This window comes from Roseateles sp. P2_H4 (assembly GCF_056403315.1).
The window spans coordinates 107,416-124,127 of the sequence record NZ_JBFUFR010000021.1 but is presented as its reverse complement, the minus strand read 5'-3'; the positions used below and the strand labels follow the sequence as shown (position 1 = coordinate 124,127).

At 69.5% G+C, this 16,712-nt stretch carries 15 protein-coding genes; 11 read left to right on the top strand and 4 right to left on the bottom strand.

Translation table 11 applies throughout. The annotated features are described in order from the left end of the window. From AC1DW3_RS17125 to AC1DW3_RS17105, 5 genes are all read left to right on the top strand, one after another. The coding region (locus AC1DW3_RS17125; RefSeq protein WP_477933040.1) for an EAL domain-containing protein at nt 1-2,704 on the top strand (2,704 nt) is incomplete at its 5' end. Between the two features lie 90 nt (nt 2,705-2,794). Then, on the top strand, nt 2,795-3,202 hold the full coding sequence (locus AC1DW3_RS17120) for a DoxX family protein (protein WP_477933038.1): 408 nt from the start codon (nt 2,795-2,797) through the stop codon (nt 3,200-3,202). Between the two features lie 261 nt (nt 3,203-3,463). Further along, entirely contained in the window at nt 3,464-3,712 is a 249-nt protein-coding gene (locus tag AC1DW3_RS17115; protein WP_477933036.1) for a hypothetical protein, read from the top strand. A gap of 220 nt (nt 3,713-3,932) precedes the next feature. Then, a complete protein-coding gene (locus tag AC1DW3_RS17110; RefSeq protein ID WP_477933034.1) occupies nt 3,933-5,435 on the top strand; it encodes a DUF7125 family protein in 1,503 nt (500 codons plus the stop codon). After that, nucleotides 5,413-6,975, top strand: a complete 1,563-nt coding sequence (locus AC1DW3_RS17105; protein WP_477933032.1) for a hybrid sensor histidine kinase/response regulator — start codon at nt 5,413-5,415, stop codon at nt 6,973-6,975. Before AC1DW3_RS17110 ends, AC1DW3_RS17105 begins: the two co-directional genes overlap by 23 nt. Nucleotides 6,976-6,978: 3 nt before the next feature. Here AC1DW3_RS17105 and AC1DW3_RS17100 read toward each other — a convergent pair whose 3' ends face one another. Then, nucleotides 6,979-7,572, bottom strand: a complete 594-nt coding sequence (locus AC1DW3_RS17100) for a pyridoxamine 5'-phosphate oxidase family protein (protein ID WP_477933030.1) — start codon at nt 7,570-7,572, stop codon at nt 6,979-6,981. A 151-nt stretch (nt 7,573-7,723) separates the two neighbouring features. Between AC1DW3_RS17100 and AC1DW3_RS17095 the strand changes: the two genes are divergently transcribed. From AC1DW3_RS17095 to AC1DW3_RS17070, 6 genes are read left to right on the top strand one after another with little or no spacing between them, the layout of a single operon-like run. Further along, a complete protein-coding gene (locus AC1DW3_RS17095; protein WP_477933028.1) occupies nt 7,724-10,540 on the top strand; it encodes a M16 family metallopeptidase in 2,817 nt (938 codons plus the stop codon). Between the two features lie 32 nt (nt 10,541-10,572). Continuing rightward, on the top strand, nt 10,573-10,995 hold the full coding sequence (locus AC1DW3_RS17090; RefSeq protein WP_477933026.1) for a VOC family protein: 423 nt from the start codon (nt 10,573-10,575) through the stop codon (nt 10,993-10,995). Then, complete coding sequence (locus tag AC1DW3_RS17085) at nt 10,992-11,522, top strand: hypothetical protein (protein ID WP_477933024.1); 531 nt, start codon at nt 10,992-10,994, stop codon at nt 11,520-11,522. The genes AC1DW3_RS17090 and AC1DW3_RS17085 overlap by 4 nt, the downstream gene beginning before the upstream one ends. 8 nt (nt 11,523-11,530) lie before the next feature. Next, a complete protein-coding gene (locus tag AC1DW3_RS17080; protein WP_477933022.1) occupies nt 11,531-12,055 on the top strand; it encodes a hypothetical protein in 525 nt (174 codons plus the stop codon). Beyond that, entirely contained in the window at nt 12,052-12,678 is a 627-nt protein-coding gene (locus AC1DW3_RS17075) for a glutathione S-transferase (protein WP_477933020.1), read from the top strand. The genes AC1DW3_RS17080 and AC1DW3_RS17075 overlap by 4 nt, the downstream gene beginning before the upstream one ends. After that, entirely contained in the window at nt 12,678-13,793 is a 1,116-nt protein-coding gene (locus AC1DW3_RS17070; protein WP_477933018.1) for a patatin-like phospholipase family protein, read from the top strand. The genes AC1DW3_RS17075 and AC1DW3_RS17070 overlap by 1 nt, the downstream gene beginning before the upstream one ends. Before the next feature lie 3 nt (nt 13,794-13,796). Here the strand turns inward: AC1DW3_RS17070 and AC1DW3_RS17065 are convergent, their stop codons facing one another. The 3 genes from AC1DW3_RS17065 to AC1DW3_RS17055 form a co-directional block, all read right to left on the bottom strand. Further along, nucleotides 13,797-14,312 (bottom strand): DUF1697 domain-containing protein, encoded by a 516-nt coding sequence (locus tag AC1DW3_RS17065; RefSeq protein WP_477933016.1) that lies wholly within the window; start codon nt 14,310-14,312, stop codon nt 13,797-13,799. Between the two features lie 2 nt (nt 14,313-14,314). After that, the gene (locus AC1DW3_RS17060) at nt 14,315-15,985 is read right to left on the bottom strand and encodes an amidohydrolase (RefSeq protein WP_477933014.1); all 1,671 of its coding nucleotides are present in this window, start codon (nt 15,983-15,985) and stop codon (nt 14,315-14,317) included. Between the two features lie 62 nt (nt 15,986-16,047). Beyond that, nucleotides 16,048-16,620 (bottom strand): BAR domain-containing protein, encoded by a 573-nt coding sequence (locus tag AC1DW3_RS17055; protein WP_477933012.1) that lies wholly within the window; start codon nt 16,618-16,620, stop codon nt 16,048-16,050. Nucleotides 16,621-16,712 lie beyond the last annotated feature (92 nt).

The window sequence follows — 16,712 nt, the reverse complement described above, 5'->3', positions numbered from 1 at the left end:
CGCCCGCGCCGTGCAGGCCCTGCACGCCGGTGGCGCCCGCGCCGTGGCCCTGGACATCCTGCTGCTGCCCGGTGGTGGCACGCCCGAGGGCAGCGCCGCGCTGGCCAGCGCGATGAAAGCCTGCGCCTGCACGCTGATTCCCTTCTCCCTGCCCGACGACGGCAAGGTCGACAACGGTGCGCCGCCCGCGCCCGTGCTGGCCCAGGCCCTGCTGCGTTATGACGACGAAGCGGCCCTGGCCCGCAGCGAGAGCTATTACCGCCCGCACCGCCTGGTGGCGCCCGAGGCCGGCCTGGCCGAAGCGGCCGTGGCCCTGGGCCACATCAGCGTGCGCCCCGAAGCCGACGGCAGCCTGCGCCGCGACCTGCCGCTGCTGCGCCTGAACGGCGAGGTCTATCCCTCCCTGCCGCTGCGCCTGGCCGCCTTCGCGCGCGGTGCCGACTGGAAGCAGGCGCGGGCCCGCTTCGGCGCCGAGTTCAGCGTCGGCAACGCCGTGCAGTCGCGCCTGGACGAGTTGTCGCGCCTGGGCGTGAACTACTACGGGGCGACGGGCAGTTTCGACAACATCGGTTTCGCTGACCTGCTGGCCGGCCGCGTGGACCCGGCGCAGCTGCGGGGCCGCGTGGTCGTGCTCGGCGTGTCTGCCCTCGCGGCGGGCGACCACGTGCCCACCCCGTTCGACGCCCGCCTGCCCGGCATGGAGCGCATCGCTACCGTCACCGACAACCTGTTGACCGGCCGCAGCCTCGTGCGCCCGCCCTGGGGCGGCGCCGCCGAACTGGCGGCCGTGCTGCTGCTGCCCTTCGTCGCCATCGCCATGCTGGCGCGCCGCTCGCTGGGCGTGGCCCTGGCGGCCATCGTGCTGATCACGCTGATCCTGCTGGCCAGCGTGCAATGGGCCTTCGAGAGCCGCTACTTTGTCTTCGCGCTGGCGCCGCCGCTGCTGGCGCTGGCGGTGGCCACGCTGGGTGGCAGCGTGCTGCGTGCCGGCATCGAGCAGGGTGAGCGCCGCGACGCGGCCCGGCGCCTCGCGGCCAGCGAGCAGCGCTATGCCCTGGCTGCCCAGGGCGCCAACGACGGCCTGTGGGACTGGGATCTGGCGACGGGCGAGGTCTATTACTCGCCGCGCTGGCTGGCCTTGATGAGCCTGTCCGAGGCCGAGGCAGGCCATGCCATCCAGGCCTGGACCCAGCCGCTGGACCCCACCGTGCGCAACGCCTTCGAGGCGGAGCTGCAGGCCCACCTTGATGGGCAGAGCCTGCAGTTCCATCACGTGCTGCATTTCAACCAGGGTGGCCAGGAGCGCTGGCTGCTGGCGCGTGGCCTGGCCGTGCGCGAGGGTACCGAGCCGGTGCGCATGGCCGGCTCGCTGACCGACATTTCCGAGAGCCAGCGCCTGCAGCGCCAGATCAGCTTCGACGCACTGCACGACCGCCTCACCGGCCTGGCCAACCGCGTGCTGTTCCGCGAGCAGCTGATGCAATTGCTGGCCGGCGTGCCCGCCCCCGAGACCGGCCTGCTGCTGCTGGGCCTGGACGGCTTTCGCGCGCTGAACGAGAACCATGGCCCGGTGGCGGGCGATTCGGTGCTGACCGAGCTGGGCGCGCGGCTGAAGGCGGCCTTCGGCGCGCGTCATCTGGTTGCCCGCATGGGCCCTGATCAGTTCGCGCTGCTGCTCGCCGGCGGCGACAGCGCGGCCGAACTGTCTCGTGGCGTGCAGGGCCTGCTGCAGTCGCCCTTCAACGTCGCCACGCCCATGCTGCAACTGACGGCCGGCATTGCCTGGGCCCAGCGCCGCCACGGCCCGGCCTCGGCCGACGAGCTGATGGCCGCGGCCGAAGGTGCACTCGCCCGCGCCAAGGCCGGCGGCCCTGGCCAGACGCATGAATTCGACCCCGCCGAGCAACTCGTCGAGCAATCGCGCCGCTGGCTGCGCGACGCCATCGACGCGGCCCTGGCCAGCGGTACGCAGTTCGAGCTGCACTACCAGCCCTTCGTTCGCCTCGGCGACCGCGCCCTGCTGGGCTTTGAGGCGCTGATCCGCTGGAAGCACCCCGAGCGCGGCCTCATCATGCCGGGCGACTTCATTCCCGTTGCCGAAGCCAGCGGCCAGATCTGCGCCATCGGCCGCTGGGCTTTGCTGGAGGCCGCCGCGCAGCTGCGGCGCTGGCAGCCCCTGGGCTTCAGCGGCGAGGTGGCCGTCAACCTGTCGGGCGTGCAGCTGGAGCGCGACCTCGAGCTGCTGGCCGATGCCCGCGCGACGCTGGCGGCCCTGGGCGATGTGCCCACCCACCGTCTCAAGCTCGAGGTCACCGAGAGCATGGCGATGGCCAACCCGCAGCGCAGCGCCGAGGTGTTGCAGGAGCTGGCGCGCATGGGCTTCAAGCTCAGCATCGACGACTTCGGCACCGGCTACTCGTCGCTGGCCTATCTGCACCGCTTCCCCTTCGACACGCTGAAGGTCGACCGCAGCTTCGTCATCCGCCTGGCCGCCGGCCGCGAGGCCCAGGAGATCGTCCGCACCATCGTCGGCCTGGCTTTGGCGCTGGGCAAGCAGACGCTGGCCGAGGGCGTCGAAGACGAGAAGCAGGCCGCGCTGCTGGAGCAGCTTGGCGTGCAGGTGGGGCAGGGCTGGCTGTTTGCGAAGGCACTGCCGGAGGCGCAGGCGACGGAGGCGATCAGGAGCGCGCCGTGGCGACGGTAAGGGCGACGGGTGTCTGGGGCGGTCATTGACCATGCAAGTCTCTCGGGTCAGCGCCGTTCAAGGAGAGTCCTTGATCGGCCTCATCCCTGCATGACTGCGCGCCCCGGCCCCATCTACGCGCCGCTGCTGCTGAGATCGGTGCTGGGCCTGCTTTTCATCGCCCATTTGTATTGGAAGTTCGCTGTCTTCCCCGGCGGCCTCGCCCAATGGTGGTCAAACTTCGCGGCCAATGGATACCCTTCGTTCGTGCCCGTGTATGTGCTCTCGGCGGAGATCGCCGGTGCGTTGTTGCTGATCCCTGGCGTGCTCACCCGATGGGTGAGTTTGTACGCAGTGCCCATGATGCTCGGCGCCACACATTTCTGGGCCGTGCGCAAGGGCTTCTGGTTTGTTGGTGCGGGCGCCGAACTGCCTGCTGTGTGGACCGCCATGCTTGTGCTGCAGGCGATGCTGGGTGACGGGCCGTTTGCGTTCAAGGCAGCAAGACATGCGGCCTGACCCGCTTCCGCCGAGCAGATACGCCAGCCCGAGCGGCTTGTGAAGGCGAAAGTGCCGGCGAGTAGCCCCTGATCGCGCCAATGACGAGCATGACCGTGCCGCTGGCGGCATGAAGAACGACCTGGGGAAAGATTCGGAGCTGCGTCCTGGTCTGGTCGGGACACCGGCCACGGGTGAGCGAGGCATGGCCCGCCGCGCTCAGCACTGGACGCTGCGAAATCTATGCGTGACCATGCGGCCCTGAATCCACGGAGACATCCCTTGCACAACAACACCCTCCAACCTGCCTTTCTCAAGTCGCTCATGACCGCCGGAGCGAATCTCGAACTGCAGTACAACGATCTGGCGCCCCATGCCAGTGACAGGATGACCGCGGCGTTGGAGCTTGCGAAGCACGCCAGGGAAACGCAACGCCAGCTCAGGTTCGTTGCGATCAGTGCCGGCACGTCGGGCATCAAGCACCTGGCCGAGGAGGGTGACGGCTATGTCACCTTCGCGCTGGTGAACTGATCCACGCTGGGCAGGCCGCAGGCCGCGGCGTCGCGCGATGCCGGAGGCAGGCGCGGTCGAGCGCATCGAACCCTTTTTGACCTGAGCGGCGTCGCCACCGCGAGTCATCTCATGACGGCGTGACCGTTACATACGCCGGCGATTACAGCGACATACACTCGTTTCCAAGCGGCACCCGGCCAGTGGTTGCCGCCGTCCTTCTTCGAGATGGGAGAACCTGATGACCACCGGCCTAGACCGTTCGGCGAGTGGTGTGCCAGGCCTGGATGAAGTCCTGCATGGTGGGCTGATCGCCGGGCGGCTCTATCTGATCGATGGCGCGCCGGGTGCCGGCAAGACGACGCTGGCCCTGCAGTACCTGATGCAGGGCGTGCGCGAGGGCGAGTCGACGCTGTATGTGACGCTGGGCGAAACGGCCGCCGAGTTGCGTGCCGGCGCGGCGTCGCACGGCTGGTCGCTGGACGGCATCGAGATCGTCGAACTGGTCGTCGACGAGGGCGAACTGCTCGGCGAGTCCGAACTGACGATGTACCACCCGTCGGAAGTGGAGCTCAACGAGACGACCAAGCGCATCCTGGCGGCGGTGGAGCGCTGCAAGCCGCGCCGCATGGTGCTGGATTCACTGTCGGAGCTGCGCCTGCTGGCCCAGGCTTCGCTGCGCTACCGGCGCCAGATCCTGGCGCTCAAGCAGTTCTTCGTCGGGCGCGGCTGCACCGTGCTGTTTCTGGACGACCGCTCCAGCGACGGCATCGATACCCAGTTGCACAGCATCGCCCACGGCGTCATCGCGCTGGAGCGCAGCGTGCCCGCCTACGGGCCGGCGCTGCGTCAGCTGTGCATCACCAAGTTCCGTGGCAGCGACTTCATCAGCGGCCAGCAGGACCTGGTCATCCGGCGCGGTGGCCTGCACGTATTTCCGCGCATGACGCCCAGCCAGCATGGCGCGGCCTACCCGCGCGACGTCGTGCCCAGCGGCATTGCGGCGCTGGACCAGTTGCTCGGCGGCGGCACCGACCGCGGCACGGCGACGCTGCTCGTCGGCCCGGCGGGTTCGGGCAAGTCCACGATCGCCGCGCAATATGCCGTCATGGCCACCAAGCGCGGCGGCCATGCCGCCATCTTCACCTTCGAGGAGGGGCGAACGCTGCTGCTGGACCGCCTGGCCAGCTTGGGGCTGGCGGTCGAGGAGGGCGTCGGCCCGGGCAGGCTGAAGGTGCGCCAGATCGACGCCGCCGAGGTGCTGCCCAGCCAGTTCACCAACGTCGTGCGCGAGTCCGTTGAAAGGGATGGCGCCAGCGTCGTCGTCATCGACAGCTTGAACGGCTATCTGAACGCCATGCCCGAGGAGCGTGCGCTGATCGTCCAGCTGCATGAGCTGCTGACCTATCTGAACAACCACGGCGTGGCGACCTTCGTCGTGGCCACGCAGTCCGGCATGATGGGCTCGAACATGCGCAACCCGGTCGATACCAGCTATCTGGCCGATGCCGTCGTGCTGTTCCGCATGTACGAGCACCAGGGCGCGGTGCGCAAGGCCATCTCGGTCATCAAGAAGCGCAGCGGCCGGCATGAGGACACCATCCGTCAGCTCTGGTTCGACGACAAGGGCGTGCACCTGGGGCCGCCATTGATGCATCTGCGCGGCGTGCTGACGGGTGTGCCGGTCGAGGTGCCGGTGCATCGCGAGGGTGAGGCCGGCGATGATCGAGCCGGACGACACTGAGCGCTCCTACAGCGAGCGCGTCATCGTGCTGGCGCCGACGGCGCGTGACGGCGACGTCACGAGCCGGCTGCTGGCCGAGGCGCGCATCGAGGCCGTCCTCTGCAAGGGCTGGCGGCACGCCGAGGAGGTGATGCGTGAGGGCGCCGGTGCGCTGATGATCACCGACGTCGCTTTCGCCGACGCCGGCTTCGTGGTGCTGCTGAACGTGCTGGAGCGCCAGCCGGCGTGGTCCAACCTGCCCGTGCTGGCCTTGTGCCGCCACGGACTGGAGGCACCCGGGCTGCGCGAGGCGCGGCTGCGCAACCTCACCGTGCTGGACCGGCCGACGTCGACGCGCGTGATGGTCAGCGCGGTGCGCACGGCCCTGCGCGGGCGGCGCTGGCAATACCAGATCCGCGACCAGATCGATTCGCTGATGCGCGCCGACCGCTCGCTGCGCCAGGCCGACCAGCGCAAGGACGAGTTCCTGGCCACGCTGGCGCACGAGTTGCGCAACCCGCTGGCGCCCATCCGCACCGGCCTGCAGCTGCTGGGCGCCAACCCACCGCGGGACGAGGGCCAGTACAAGGGCCTCACGGAGATGATGGACCGGCAGATGAGCCAGCTGTTGCGCCTCATCGACGACCTGCTCGAGGTGTCGCGCATCTCGACGGGCAAGCTCGTCCTGCAGCGTGAGCCGCTGGACATGCGGCGGGTCGTCGAGATGGCGCTGGAGTCCTGCCAGCCGCTGATCGAGCGCGGCAGCCATCGGCTCAGCGTGACGCTGCCGGACGAGGAGCTCTGCGTGGACGGCGACCTGACGCGGCTGGCGCAGTCGCTGAGCAATCTGCTGAACAACGCCGCCAAGTACACGCCGGACGGCGGCCGCATCTGGGTCACGCTGACCCGCGCTGGCACCGAGGCCGTGCTGACCGTGCGCGACAGCGGCGTGGGCCTGCCCGAGGACATGATCGGTCGGGTGTTCGACATGTTTGCCCAGGTGAACCGCTCGCTGGAGCGCGCCCAGGGCGGGCTGGGCATAGGCCTGGCCCTGGTCAGGAGCCTGGTCTCGCTGCACGGTGGCCGTGTCAGCGCGGCGAGTGCCGGGCTGGGCCGGGGCAGCACCTTCACCATCGAGCTGCCCCTGGCGGCCGAGGAATCCGCGCCAGCGCCGCTGCAGGTCCCCGAACCGGAGTCGGCCGCGCCGGCGCGCATCCTCGTCGTCGACGACAACGACGACGCAGCACAGTCGCTGGCCATGCTGCTGTCCCTGTCGGGCCATGAGGTCGAGGTCGAGAACGGTGGCCAGGCCGCGCTGCAAAAGGCGGCCAGCTTCCTGCCGCAGGCCGTGTTCTGCGACGTCGGCATGCCGGGCATGGACGGTCACGAGTTCGCGACCCGGCTGCGCCAGGACGCGCGCTTTGCGTCCACGCTGCTGGTGGCCCTGACCGGCTGGGGCTCGGAGGAAGACAAGAAGCGCTCGCGTGCCGCCGGCTTCGATGAGCACCTGACCAAGCCGGCCAGCGTGGATGCGGTGACGGCGCTGCTGGCCCGACTCTGAGGCTCAGCCCTGGCGATCGCGTGCCGGCAGCGCGTCGCGGAACACGTCGAAACCCTTCCAGGCCGGCACCGGTGGCGTGTGGCCCTCGTGCGGCGCGTAGACCGAAGCTTCCACCAACGCCATCTTGTGGATGTAGCGCGGGCAGTTGGGGAAGATGGCGTCGGCCGTCACGCGCACGATGAAGACGGCGCCGGGGAACTGCGCCATCAGCGCGTCGTCGGCGCTGATGCGCGCGCTGCCGTTGACGCGCAGCCGGCGCGGCTTCTCGAAGTCGATGAACAGCAGGCCGACCTGCGGGTTGACGGCGACATTGCCCCAGGAGCGGTACATGCCGTTGCCGTCGTAGTCGGGAAAGGCCAGCGTCTGGCCGTCCAGTACGCGCACGAAGCCGGGCAGGCCGCCCTTGTACGAGCAGTCCGGCCGTCCTTCAGCATCGGCGCTGGCGACGAAGAACATCGTGCAGGCCTGGATGAAGGCGCTGTCGTCGTCGGTGAAGGCGCTGCGCAGCGTGACCTGGGCGAGCCGGTCGGCGATGCCGCGCGTGTCGCGGGCGTCCTGCAGGGAACGCATGCCTTCATGGTAGGGGGAGGTGTCCATGGCGCTCTGTCCTTCGCTGGGGGGCAGGGTGCCCAGCATGCGCGTTGTCCGGCGCCTGTGTCCAGCGTTGGCATCTGACGAACGGCTGCCTGGGGAAAAGCACGCAGAATCCCCGGCAAGCCGAAGATGCGGCTGCCTGGAGAGAGACAAGATGACGATGAAGCTGCAAGGGTGGATGCCGCTGGGGTTGGGCGTCGCCGTGCTGAGCCTGGCGAGCCTGGTGCTGGGCGTGGCGCAGGCCCAGCCGGTCGCGGCGCCCAAGCCCAAGGTGGCGCTGCCGCGCGCCCTGGCGCTGACTGCGGAGGTCGTCGCACTGCCCGAGCGCGTGCGCGAGCTCGGCGGCATCGAGGAATACCGCCTGCCCAACGGCCTGCAGCTGCTGCTCTTCCTGGACGCGACGCAGACGACCACGACGGTCAACATCACCTACCGCGTCGGCAGCCGTCACGAGGCGCCCGGCGAGTACGGCATGGCCCATCTGCTGGAGCACATGCTGTTCAAGGGCACGCAGCGCCAGAAGGACATCCCCGGCGCCATGGCCCAGCGCGGCGTGCGCTTCAATGGCACGACGACGGTGGACCGCACCAACTACTTCGCGAGCTTCAACGCGAATGCCGACACGCTGGCCTTCCTGCTCGACCTGGAAGCCGACCGCATGGTGAACAGCCGTGTCGCCAAGGTCGACCTCGACACCGAGATGACGGTGGTGCGCAACGAGTTCGAGCGTGGCGAGAACCAGCCCTTCGCCGTGCTGAACCAGCGCGTCAACGCGGCGGCGTTTGCCTGGCACCCCTATGGCCACGCCACCATCGGCCCCAAGAGCGACATCGAGAACGTGCCCATCGAGAAGCTGCAGGCCTTCTACAAGCGCTACTACCGGCCCGACAACGCGACGCTGCTGATCGCCGGCCAGTTCGACAAGGCCGCGACGCTGGCCCTGATCGCCAGGCACTTCGGCGCCGTGGCCAAGCCCGCCACACCCGTGCCGCAGCCCTACACGGTCGAGCCGGCCCAGGACGGCGAGCGCACGGTGGTGGTGCGCCGCGTCGGCGGCCAGCCGATTCTTCTCGCGGCCTATCACGTGCCGGCCATTACCCACCCGGACACGCCGGCCCTGRTCGTCTACGGCCTCCTGATGAGYCTGCAGCCCAGCGGGCAGCTCTACAAGCAGCTGGTCGAGCCCAAGCTGGCGGTGGCGGCCGGCATCGGCGGCGCGGGGGGCGCGGAGCCCGGCACCGTCGGCGCCTATGCGGCCCTGCCGCCGGGGGCCGACGTCGACAAGATCGAGACCCTGCTGCTGGACCTCGCCGAGGGCCGCAGCGCCAAGCCCTTCGACGAGAGCGAGCTCGTGCGCGTGCGCGATATCGCCGTCAACAGCTACCGCCAGCAGATGAAGAACCCCGAGGCGCTGATCCAGCAGATCTCCGGGCTGATCGCCGCCGGCGACTGGCGGCTGCTGTTCCAGCTGATGGAGGACATTCCCAAGGTCACGCTGGCCGACGTGGAGCGTGTGCGAGCTGCCTACTTCAAGCCGGCCAACCGCACGCTGGGCCGCTACCTGCCGGCGGCCGCCGTCGAGCGCGTCGAGATCCCCGCCGCGCCGGTGCTGGAGCAGCGCCTGGCCTCGCTCCAGGGCCCGCCCAAGGTGGAGGAGGGCGAGCAGCTCGAGCCGGTGCCGGCGGTGCTGGAGTCGCGCATGAAGCGCGCGACGCTGCCCAGCGGCATCGCCCTGCACACGCTGCAGAAGCAGACGCGCGGCAACACGGTGGTGCTGCAGATGCAATTGCGCTGGGGCGAACGCGACGCGACCTTCGCGCGCAACGGCACCGGCATCGTGGCCTCGCTGATGGACGAGGGCAGCGCGGGCTATACCAAGCAGCAGTTGCAGGACGCGCTGATCAAGCTGCGCGCCAGCCTGAACGTGACCAGCTACGACCAGGGCGCCACCATCTTCATCAGCGCCGAGCGCGACACCCTGCTGCCGGCCCTGCGCGTGGCGGCCGACGCGCTGCGCAAACCGCTGTTCCCGCAGGACGCCTTCGATCGCGACATCAAGTCGGCCCTCGCCGGCATCGAGGCCTCGCGCCAGGAGCCCGGCGTGCTGCGCCAGGAGGCCACGCGCGGCCACTACAACAAGGCCCGTGGCGTCGGCCTGGGCCACCCCGACTATGTGATGGGCGTGGACGAGCGCGTCGCCAACCTGAAGGCGACGACGCTGGACGAGGTCAAGCGCTTCTACGCCGACTACTGGAGCTTCAACGAGGCTCAGGTGAGTGCCGTCGGGGCCCTGCCCGAGGGGCTGGGCGCCGAGATCGACAAGCTCTTCGGCGATTGGAAGAAGCCCGCGGCGCCGAAGTTCGTGCGCCACATTCCCCAGCACCTGGTGGTGCCGCCGGCGCGCTTCGATGCCATCGCCCGCGACAAGGCTAATGCCATCGTGCGTTTCCACGAGACGCTGCCACTGAACGCCGAGGACCCGGACTACCCGGCACTGGATCTGGCGGTGCACATCTTCGGCGGTGGCGGGCTGGAGAGCCGCCTGTCGGAGCGCGTGCGCCAGAAGGAGGGCCTGACCTACGGCATCGGCGCGTCCTTGAGCGCCAGCTACTGGGGCAATGCCGGCAGCTTCGCCATCCAGGCCAGTTATGCGCCGGACAGGCGCGAGCGTGTCATCGCCGTCGTGCAGGAAGAGGTGGCGCGCATGGCCAGGGAGGGCGTCACGGCGGCCGAGCTGGCGCGGGCCAAGAAGGACATCCTGGAAGGCCGCAAGCAGGGCCGCGCCGACCCCGGCGCCCTGGTCGGCGGCCTGAGCAGCCTGGCCGAGCGCGGCGAAACCTGGGCGGCGGCACAGAAGCGCGACGAGGCACTGGCCGCCGTCAGCGTCGAGCAGGCCAACGCGGCCTGGCGCAAACACATCAAGGCGGACAGTTTCATCATTTCGACCGCTGGTGACTTCAAGAATCCCTAAAGTTGCCTGACCTACCGCCACAGGAGATCGCGATGAAGATCGACCCCTATCTCTTCTTCAACGGCCGCTGCGAAGAAGCCATCGAGTTCTACAAGAAGGCGCTGGGCGCCACGGTGGAGTTCATGATGCGCAACTCCGAAAGCCCCGAGCCGCCGCCGCCCGGCATGCTGCCGCCGGGTTCGGAGCAGAAGATCATGCACGCCTCGGTGCATATCGGCGGGGCCCTGGTCATGATGTCCGACGGCATGTGCGACGGCAACACGGCCTTCAAGGGCTTCTCGCTGTCGCTGGACTGCCCCGATGCCGACTCTGCCCGCGAGGCCTTTGCGGCGCTGGCCGTGGGCGGCCAGATCAGCGTGCCGCTGGGCAAGACCTTCTGGGCGCCGCTGTTCGGCATGGTCAATGACCGCTTCGGCGTCGGCTGGATGGTGGGTGTGTCGGACAATGCGGGGTGACCACTGCATCAGTACAGCTGCCCGCCCACCTGAAGGCCGATTGTTCGGCCTGCGTGGCGCTGTGCTGCGTGATCCCGCCCTTCGATGCCGAACAGGGCTTCGGTTTCGACAAGGCGGCCGAGACACCCTGTCACCATCTCTGCGCCGACCACCGCTGCGGCATCCATGACGCGCTGATCCCGCGTGGTTTCGAAGGCTGCGTCGCCTTCGATTGCCTGGGTGCCGGTCAGCGGCTGACGGCTCTCGCCCTGGAGCGCTTTGGCAGCACGGACTGGCGCGAGCGGCCCGAGGTGGCGCGCTGGCTGTTCGCGGCCTACCCGCGCATGCGCCAGGTCCAGGAGTGGCTTGCCAGCCTGAGCTTGGCGGCTGCCGTGACCGGTCTGGACGACTTGCGAAAATTGGCGGACGAACTCGACGCCGAATCCCCGCGCTGGCCGGACTGGAGCCCGGCCGAGCAGGGCGACTGGCAGGCGCGCGTGCGAGCCGCGCTCGCGCCGCTGGCGCCCCAAACCACTTCAAGCAACTGACAAGACCCATGGATTCAGCGAAACCCACCCTGGCAGTCGCCCTGGCCGATGAACGGCTGGGCAAGGGTTGGCAACGGTCCCGCACGCGGATTCGCATCGTGGCCGTCTTGTGCAGCCTGCTGGCGGCCCTCATTGTGTACGGGCTTTTCGATCGGTTCCGCGTTGCCCAGGGCCAGGCCAAGGCCGAAAAGCAGTTGATTGCGGCTGTCGACCTGCGCGTCGGCAATCCGGCCGGGGCGGCCGAGCGCGGTGAGGCCAAGGCGCGCGCGGACATCGAGGCCGGCCTGCTGCAGCTGGAGACCTTCGGTGCCGCGGTGTCGCCCGCCAAGGCCGAGCGGTTGAAGCAGCGCTATGGCATCACCTGGGTCAACAAGGGCAAGGAGGCCACGCCCCTGATCCAGGCCCACGCGGACGCCTACAACCGCGTGATGCAGGCCGAAGTCGAACGCCGCCATGGCCGTGAACGGCTGGATCAGCTGCTGCTTGAGCTGGACGGCGGCGCGACCAGGCTGGACAAGAAGGAAGCGTCATGAAGCTCATCGGCATGCTCGACTCCCCCTATGTGCGCCGCGTCGCCATCTCGATGCGGCTGCTCGGCCTGCCCTTCGAGCATGCGGCCATCTCGGTGTTCCGCGGCTTTGACGCCTTCCAGCAGATCAACCCGGTCGTCAAGGCGCCGACGCTGATCTGTGATGACGGCAGCCTGCTGATGGATTCGACGCTGATGCTCGAGTACATCGAAGCGCTGGCCGGCCGCGGCCTGCAATCGCGCGAGCCCGCGGTGCTGCTGCGCGAGCTGCGCCTCACGGGCCTGGCGCTGGCGGCCTGCGAGAAGACGGCCCAGATCGTCTACGAGCGCGGCCTGCGCCCGGCGGAGAAGCGGCATGAACCGTGGATCGAGCGCGTCACCGGCCAGCTGAACGCGGCTTACCGTGAGCTGGACAAGGAACTCGCCGCGGCCGAGCTGGACACGAGCGAAGCGGGCATCCGCCAGGCCGGCATCACGGTCGGCGTGGCCTGGACTTTCACGCAGTTCCTGCTGCCGGAGGTCGTGACGGCGAACAGCTTCCCGCATCTCGTCGCCCATGCCGCCGCGACCGAATCGCTGCCGGTGTTCAAGGCCATTCCCTGCGACGACGGCGTGACGCTGAACTGATGGCCAAGCGTCCATCACAAACCGTCTACGTCTTCCAGGGCGGCGGTGCCCTGGGCGCCTACCAGGCCGGTTTTGTCGAGGCGCTGGAGGATGCGAACCTGCCGCCGGACTGGCTGGTGGGCACGTCCATCGGCGCCATCAATGCCGCGCTGATTGCTGGCAACGCGCCCGCCGACCGGCTCAAGGCGATGCGCAGCTTCTGGGACCGCGTGACGCGGCCGGCCCTGTCCGCACACCTGCCGCCCAATCCCTTCATGGCGCTCTGGCAACAGGGCCTGCAGACCTGGCAGACGCTGACCAGCGGCGTGCCCGGTTTCTTCAAGCCGCGCGGCCCCCAGTCCTGGGACATGAGCCGCCGCGCGCCGCTGACCGAACTGGGTTTCTACGACACCGCGCCGTTGGCCGCGACGCTGCGCGAGCTGGTGGATTTCGAGCGCATTGCCAGAGCCGAGACGCGGCTGACGCTGTGCGCCGTCGATGTGCGCAGCGGCGCGCTGGCCCTGTTCGACAACCGCGACGGCAAGACTCGCATCGGCCCCGAGCATGTGATGGCCAGTGGCGCGCTGCCGCCCGGTTTCGCGCCGGTGCAGATCGGCAAGCAGGCCTATTGGGACGGGGGCATCTACTCCAACACGCCGCTGGACGTCGTGCTGGACGACAGCGAGCGCCGCGACACGCTGTGCTTCATGGTCGACCTGTGGGACGCCAGCGAGGCCGCGCCGCAGACCATGGCGCAGGTGCTGGCGCGCTACAAGGACATCCAGTACGCCAGCCGCATCTTCGAGCATTTGGGCGACCATGAGCGCCTGCAGAACCTGCGCCGCGCGCTGCGCCTCGTCGGCCGCAAGGTCGACGCCAGGACCGCCGCCGAGCCGGCCGTGAAGGAGCTACTGGCGCTGGGCTGCGACTCGCGCATCGACATCGTGCATCTCGTCATGCGCTCCCTGGAGGGCGAGGACTCCTGGCGCGACATCGACTTCAGCGACGCACGCCTGCGCGCCCGCTGGAGCACCGGCCTCAAGGATGGCCGGCGCATGCTGGCCAAGGCCCCCTGGAAGGAGCCCGCGCGCGAGCGCGTCGGCATGCGGGTGCACACGCTGGACGGCGCAGACTGAGCGTCAGGCCTGGGCGAGCGCGTTCAGCTTCTGGACGGTCGCCCAGTTGCGCGTCGTGCCGCGCTCGCCCAGCTTCTTCAGCAGTGCGACGGCGGCCTTGCTCTCGAGGATGCCGTTGCCGCACCACAGATAAGCCGCGTCGGCCGTCACGACGAATTGCTCGCCGCTGTCACCGGCGATATCGGCCACGGTTTGCAGCGCGGCGGCATCCTGCGTCATCGCAACGAGCAGGCGGCTGTGGTCGTCGGCTCCGTCAATGCCGTGCTCCGCAGCGATGGCGGCCCACTCGGTGGCCGTCTTCAGGATGACGGCGGCATCGACGCCGAGCTTGTCGAGCACCGCGGCGCGGATCTTGTCGGCGCCGAGCTTCTTCTTGCAGTCGAAGACCGCATTGCCGCTGTTCAGCAGCGTCGAGACATTCGTCGCACCCAGTTCGGTGAGCAGGACCTTGAGGTCGGCCATCGCCAGGCGCTTGGCCTTGCCGACGTTGATGCCGCGCCAGAGGGCGATGTAGCGCATGGTCAAGGCTCCCGAGTGAAGACGAGCTTGCCGCCGACCCAGGTCTGCCACACGCGGGTCTTCAGCAGCGCCGCGGGCGACGAGGTCAGCGGATCGCGGTCGACCAGGATGAAGTCGGCACGGTGGCCGGGCGTCAGCGAGCCGAGGTCCTTCTCCGCATGGGCGGCGAAGGCGGCGCCGCGCGTGAAGCAGTCCAGGGCCTGCACCGGGTTGAGCGCCTGCTGGCGGTACCAGCCGCCGATGGGCTTGCCGGCGGCGTCCTCGCGCGTGACGGCGGCATACAGGCCCGCCCATGCGCTGGGCTCCTCGACCGGAAAGTCCGAGCCGCAGGCCAGGCGGGCGCCGCTCTTGAGCAGGCGCTGCCAGGCATAGGCGCCCTGGATGCGCTGCGCACCGACGCGGTCCTCGGCCATGTTCATGTCGGACGTCGCATGCGTGGGCTGGATGGAGGCGATGACCTGGCCCTTGGCGAGGCGCGGGATGTCGGCCGGCGCAATGACCTGGGCGTGCTCGATGCGGTGGCGCATCTGCGTGCTGCGCGCGCCCATCTCCTTGGCCAGCGCCTCGAAGCCGGCCAGCACCTGGCGGTTGGCCGCGTCGCCGATGGCGTGGACGTTGACCTGGAAGCCCGCCTTGGCCGCAGCGCGCATCTGCGCCAGCAGCTCGGCGTCGGCGCGGAACAGCAGGCCGCGCGTCTGGGGCGCGTCGTTGTAGGGCGCGAGCAGGGCGGCACCGCGGCTACCGAGTGCGCCGTCGGCAAACAGCTTCACGGCACGCAAGGCGTAATGGCCGTCGCCCAGGTCCAGCAGCGGGCCACTGGCGCGCAGCCGCGTCATGAAGGCCTCGTCACTGCCGCGGGCCATGCCGTAGATGCGGAGCCTGAGCTGGCCGGCAGAGGCGCGCTGGCGCAGCAGTTGATCGGCGGCAGCGGAGACGCCGGCGTCATGGGTGCTGGTGATGCCCAGCGACAGCAGCTCGCGTTCGGCGCTTTCAAGGTTGGCTGCAAGTTCGGTTGCGTCCTCGGCCGGCACCTGGCGCTCGACCAGGCCCATGGCGGCATCGACGAGCACGCCGGTGGCCTCGCCGTGGGCATCGCGCTCAATACGGCCACCGGCCGGGTCGGGCGTGTCGCGCGTGATGCCGGCCAGTTGCAGTGCGCGGCTGTTGGCCCAGCCGGCGTGGCCGTCGACGCGGGAGAGGAAAACGGGGCGTTGGCTTTCGGCCGTCTCCAATTCGGCGGCGGTCGGAAAGCGGCCCAGCTTCCACGCGGCCTGGTTCCAGCCGCCGCCGGTGATCCAGGCGGCCTCGGGGCGGGCCTCGGCATGAGCCCGGACGGCGGCAAGCGCGGCGCCGAGATCGGCCGTGGCGCGCAACTGCAGGCTGCGCCGCGCGGCGCCCAGTGCCAGCACATGGCCGTGGGCATCGATGAGTCCGGGCATCAGCACGCGGCCGCCGGCATCCAGGCGCGCACCGTCGCCGCTAGGCAGCTCGTTGAGCTTGCCGATCGCCACCACGCGGCCATCAGCGCCGATCTGCATCGCGTCGAAGCGGATGACGCGGCCCTGCTCATCCAGGGTCAGGCCGCGGGCGTTGTGGACGAGAAGAGCCTGGGCGCAAACGGCGCCGCCGCCAAGCGAGAGCAGGGCGGCGGCAAAGAGAGAGTGAAGTCGCATGCCCGCAGTCTCGACGACCAGGGGCCGACGGGCATCAGTTCATGCCCGGAGCCGCGGCGGGCTCACTTGCCGAGGCAGCTGGCGTTGTAGGCCTCTTCGGCAGCGGCCTTGTTGAGGCGCTCGGTCTCGTTCTCGACGCGGCGGTTGCGCAGCGAATCGCGAATCGCGACGCACTTCTCGCGCAAGCGATCGGCATCCTGGCGCGCGCGCTCGGCCTCGTTGCGCACGGCCTGCTGGCCTTCACGCTCCTTGCGCCGGGCGTCGCTGGCCTGGCGGCGGGCGTACTGGTCGTCCTCGCTGCACTTCTGCTCGTACTCGCGGCGCAGGTCGTTGACCGTGGCGTAGCCGACGCCGCGCGAGGGCGCGGTGCGGATGGCATCGCTGATTTCGGCGCAGCGCTGGCTGAGGTAGCGGTGGTGTTCGGGCGCCTGCTCCATCGTGGGCGTGCGCGGCTGGTAGGACGCCGATGTCGTGCGGGCCGGCCCGATGGAGCCCATCGGCGGGGGGCTGGCGCCGACGCAGGGCTTGTCGGTCAGCACGACGCTGCCGCCCACTTCGCAACGGTAGGTCGCCGCGAAGGCGGCAGGCGTGACACAGAGAAGCGCGAACAGCGCCGGAAGGATTCGAAAGCTCATGGTTCAGTGGTCGTCCCTGAGCCTCGAATTGTCTCGGGCGGCGCGCGGCCCCAGCCACCCTCAAGCGGGTGGAATCCCATCGCCGCCACGCG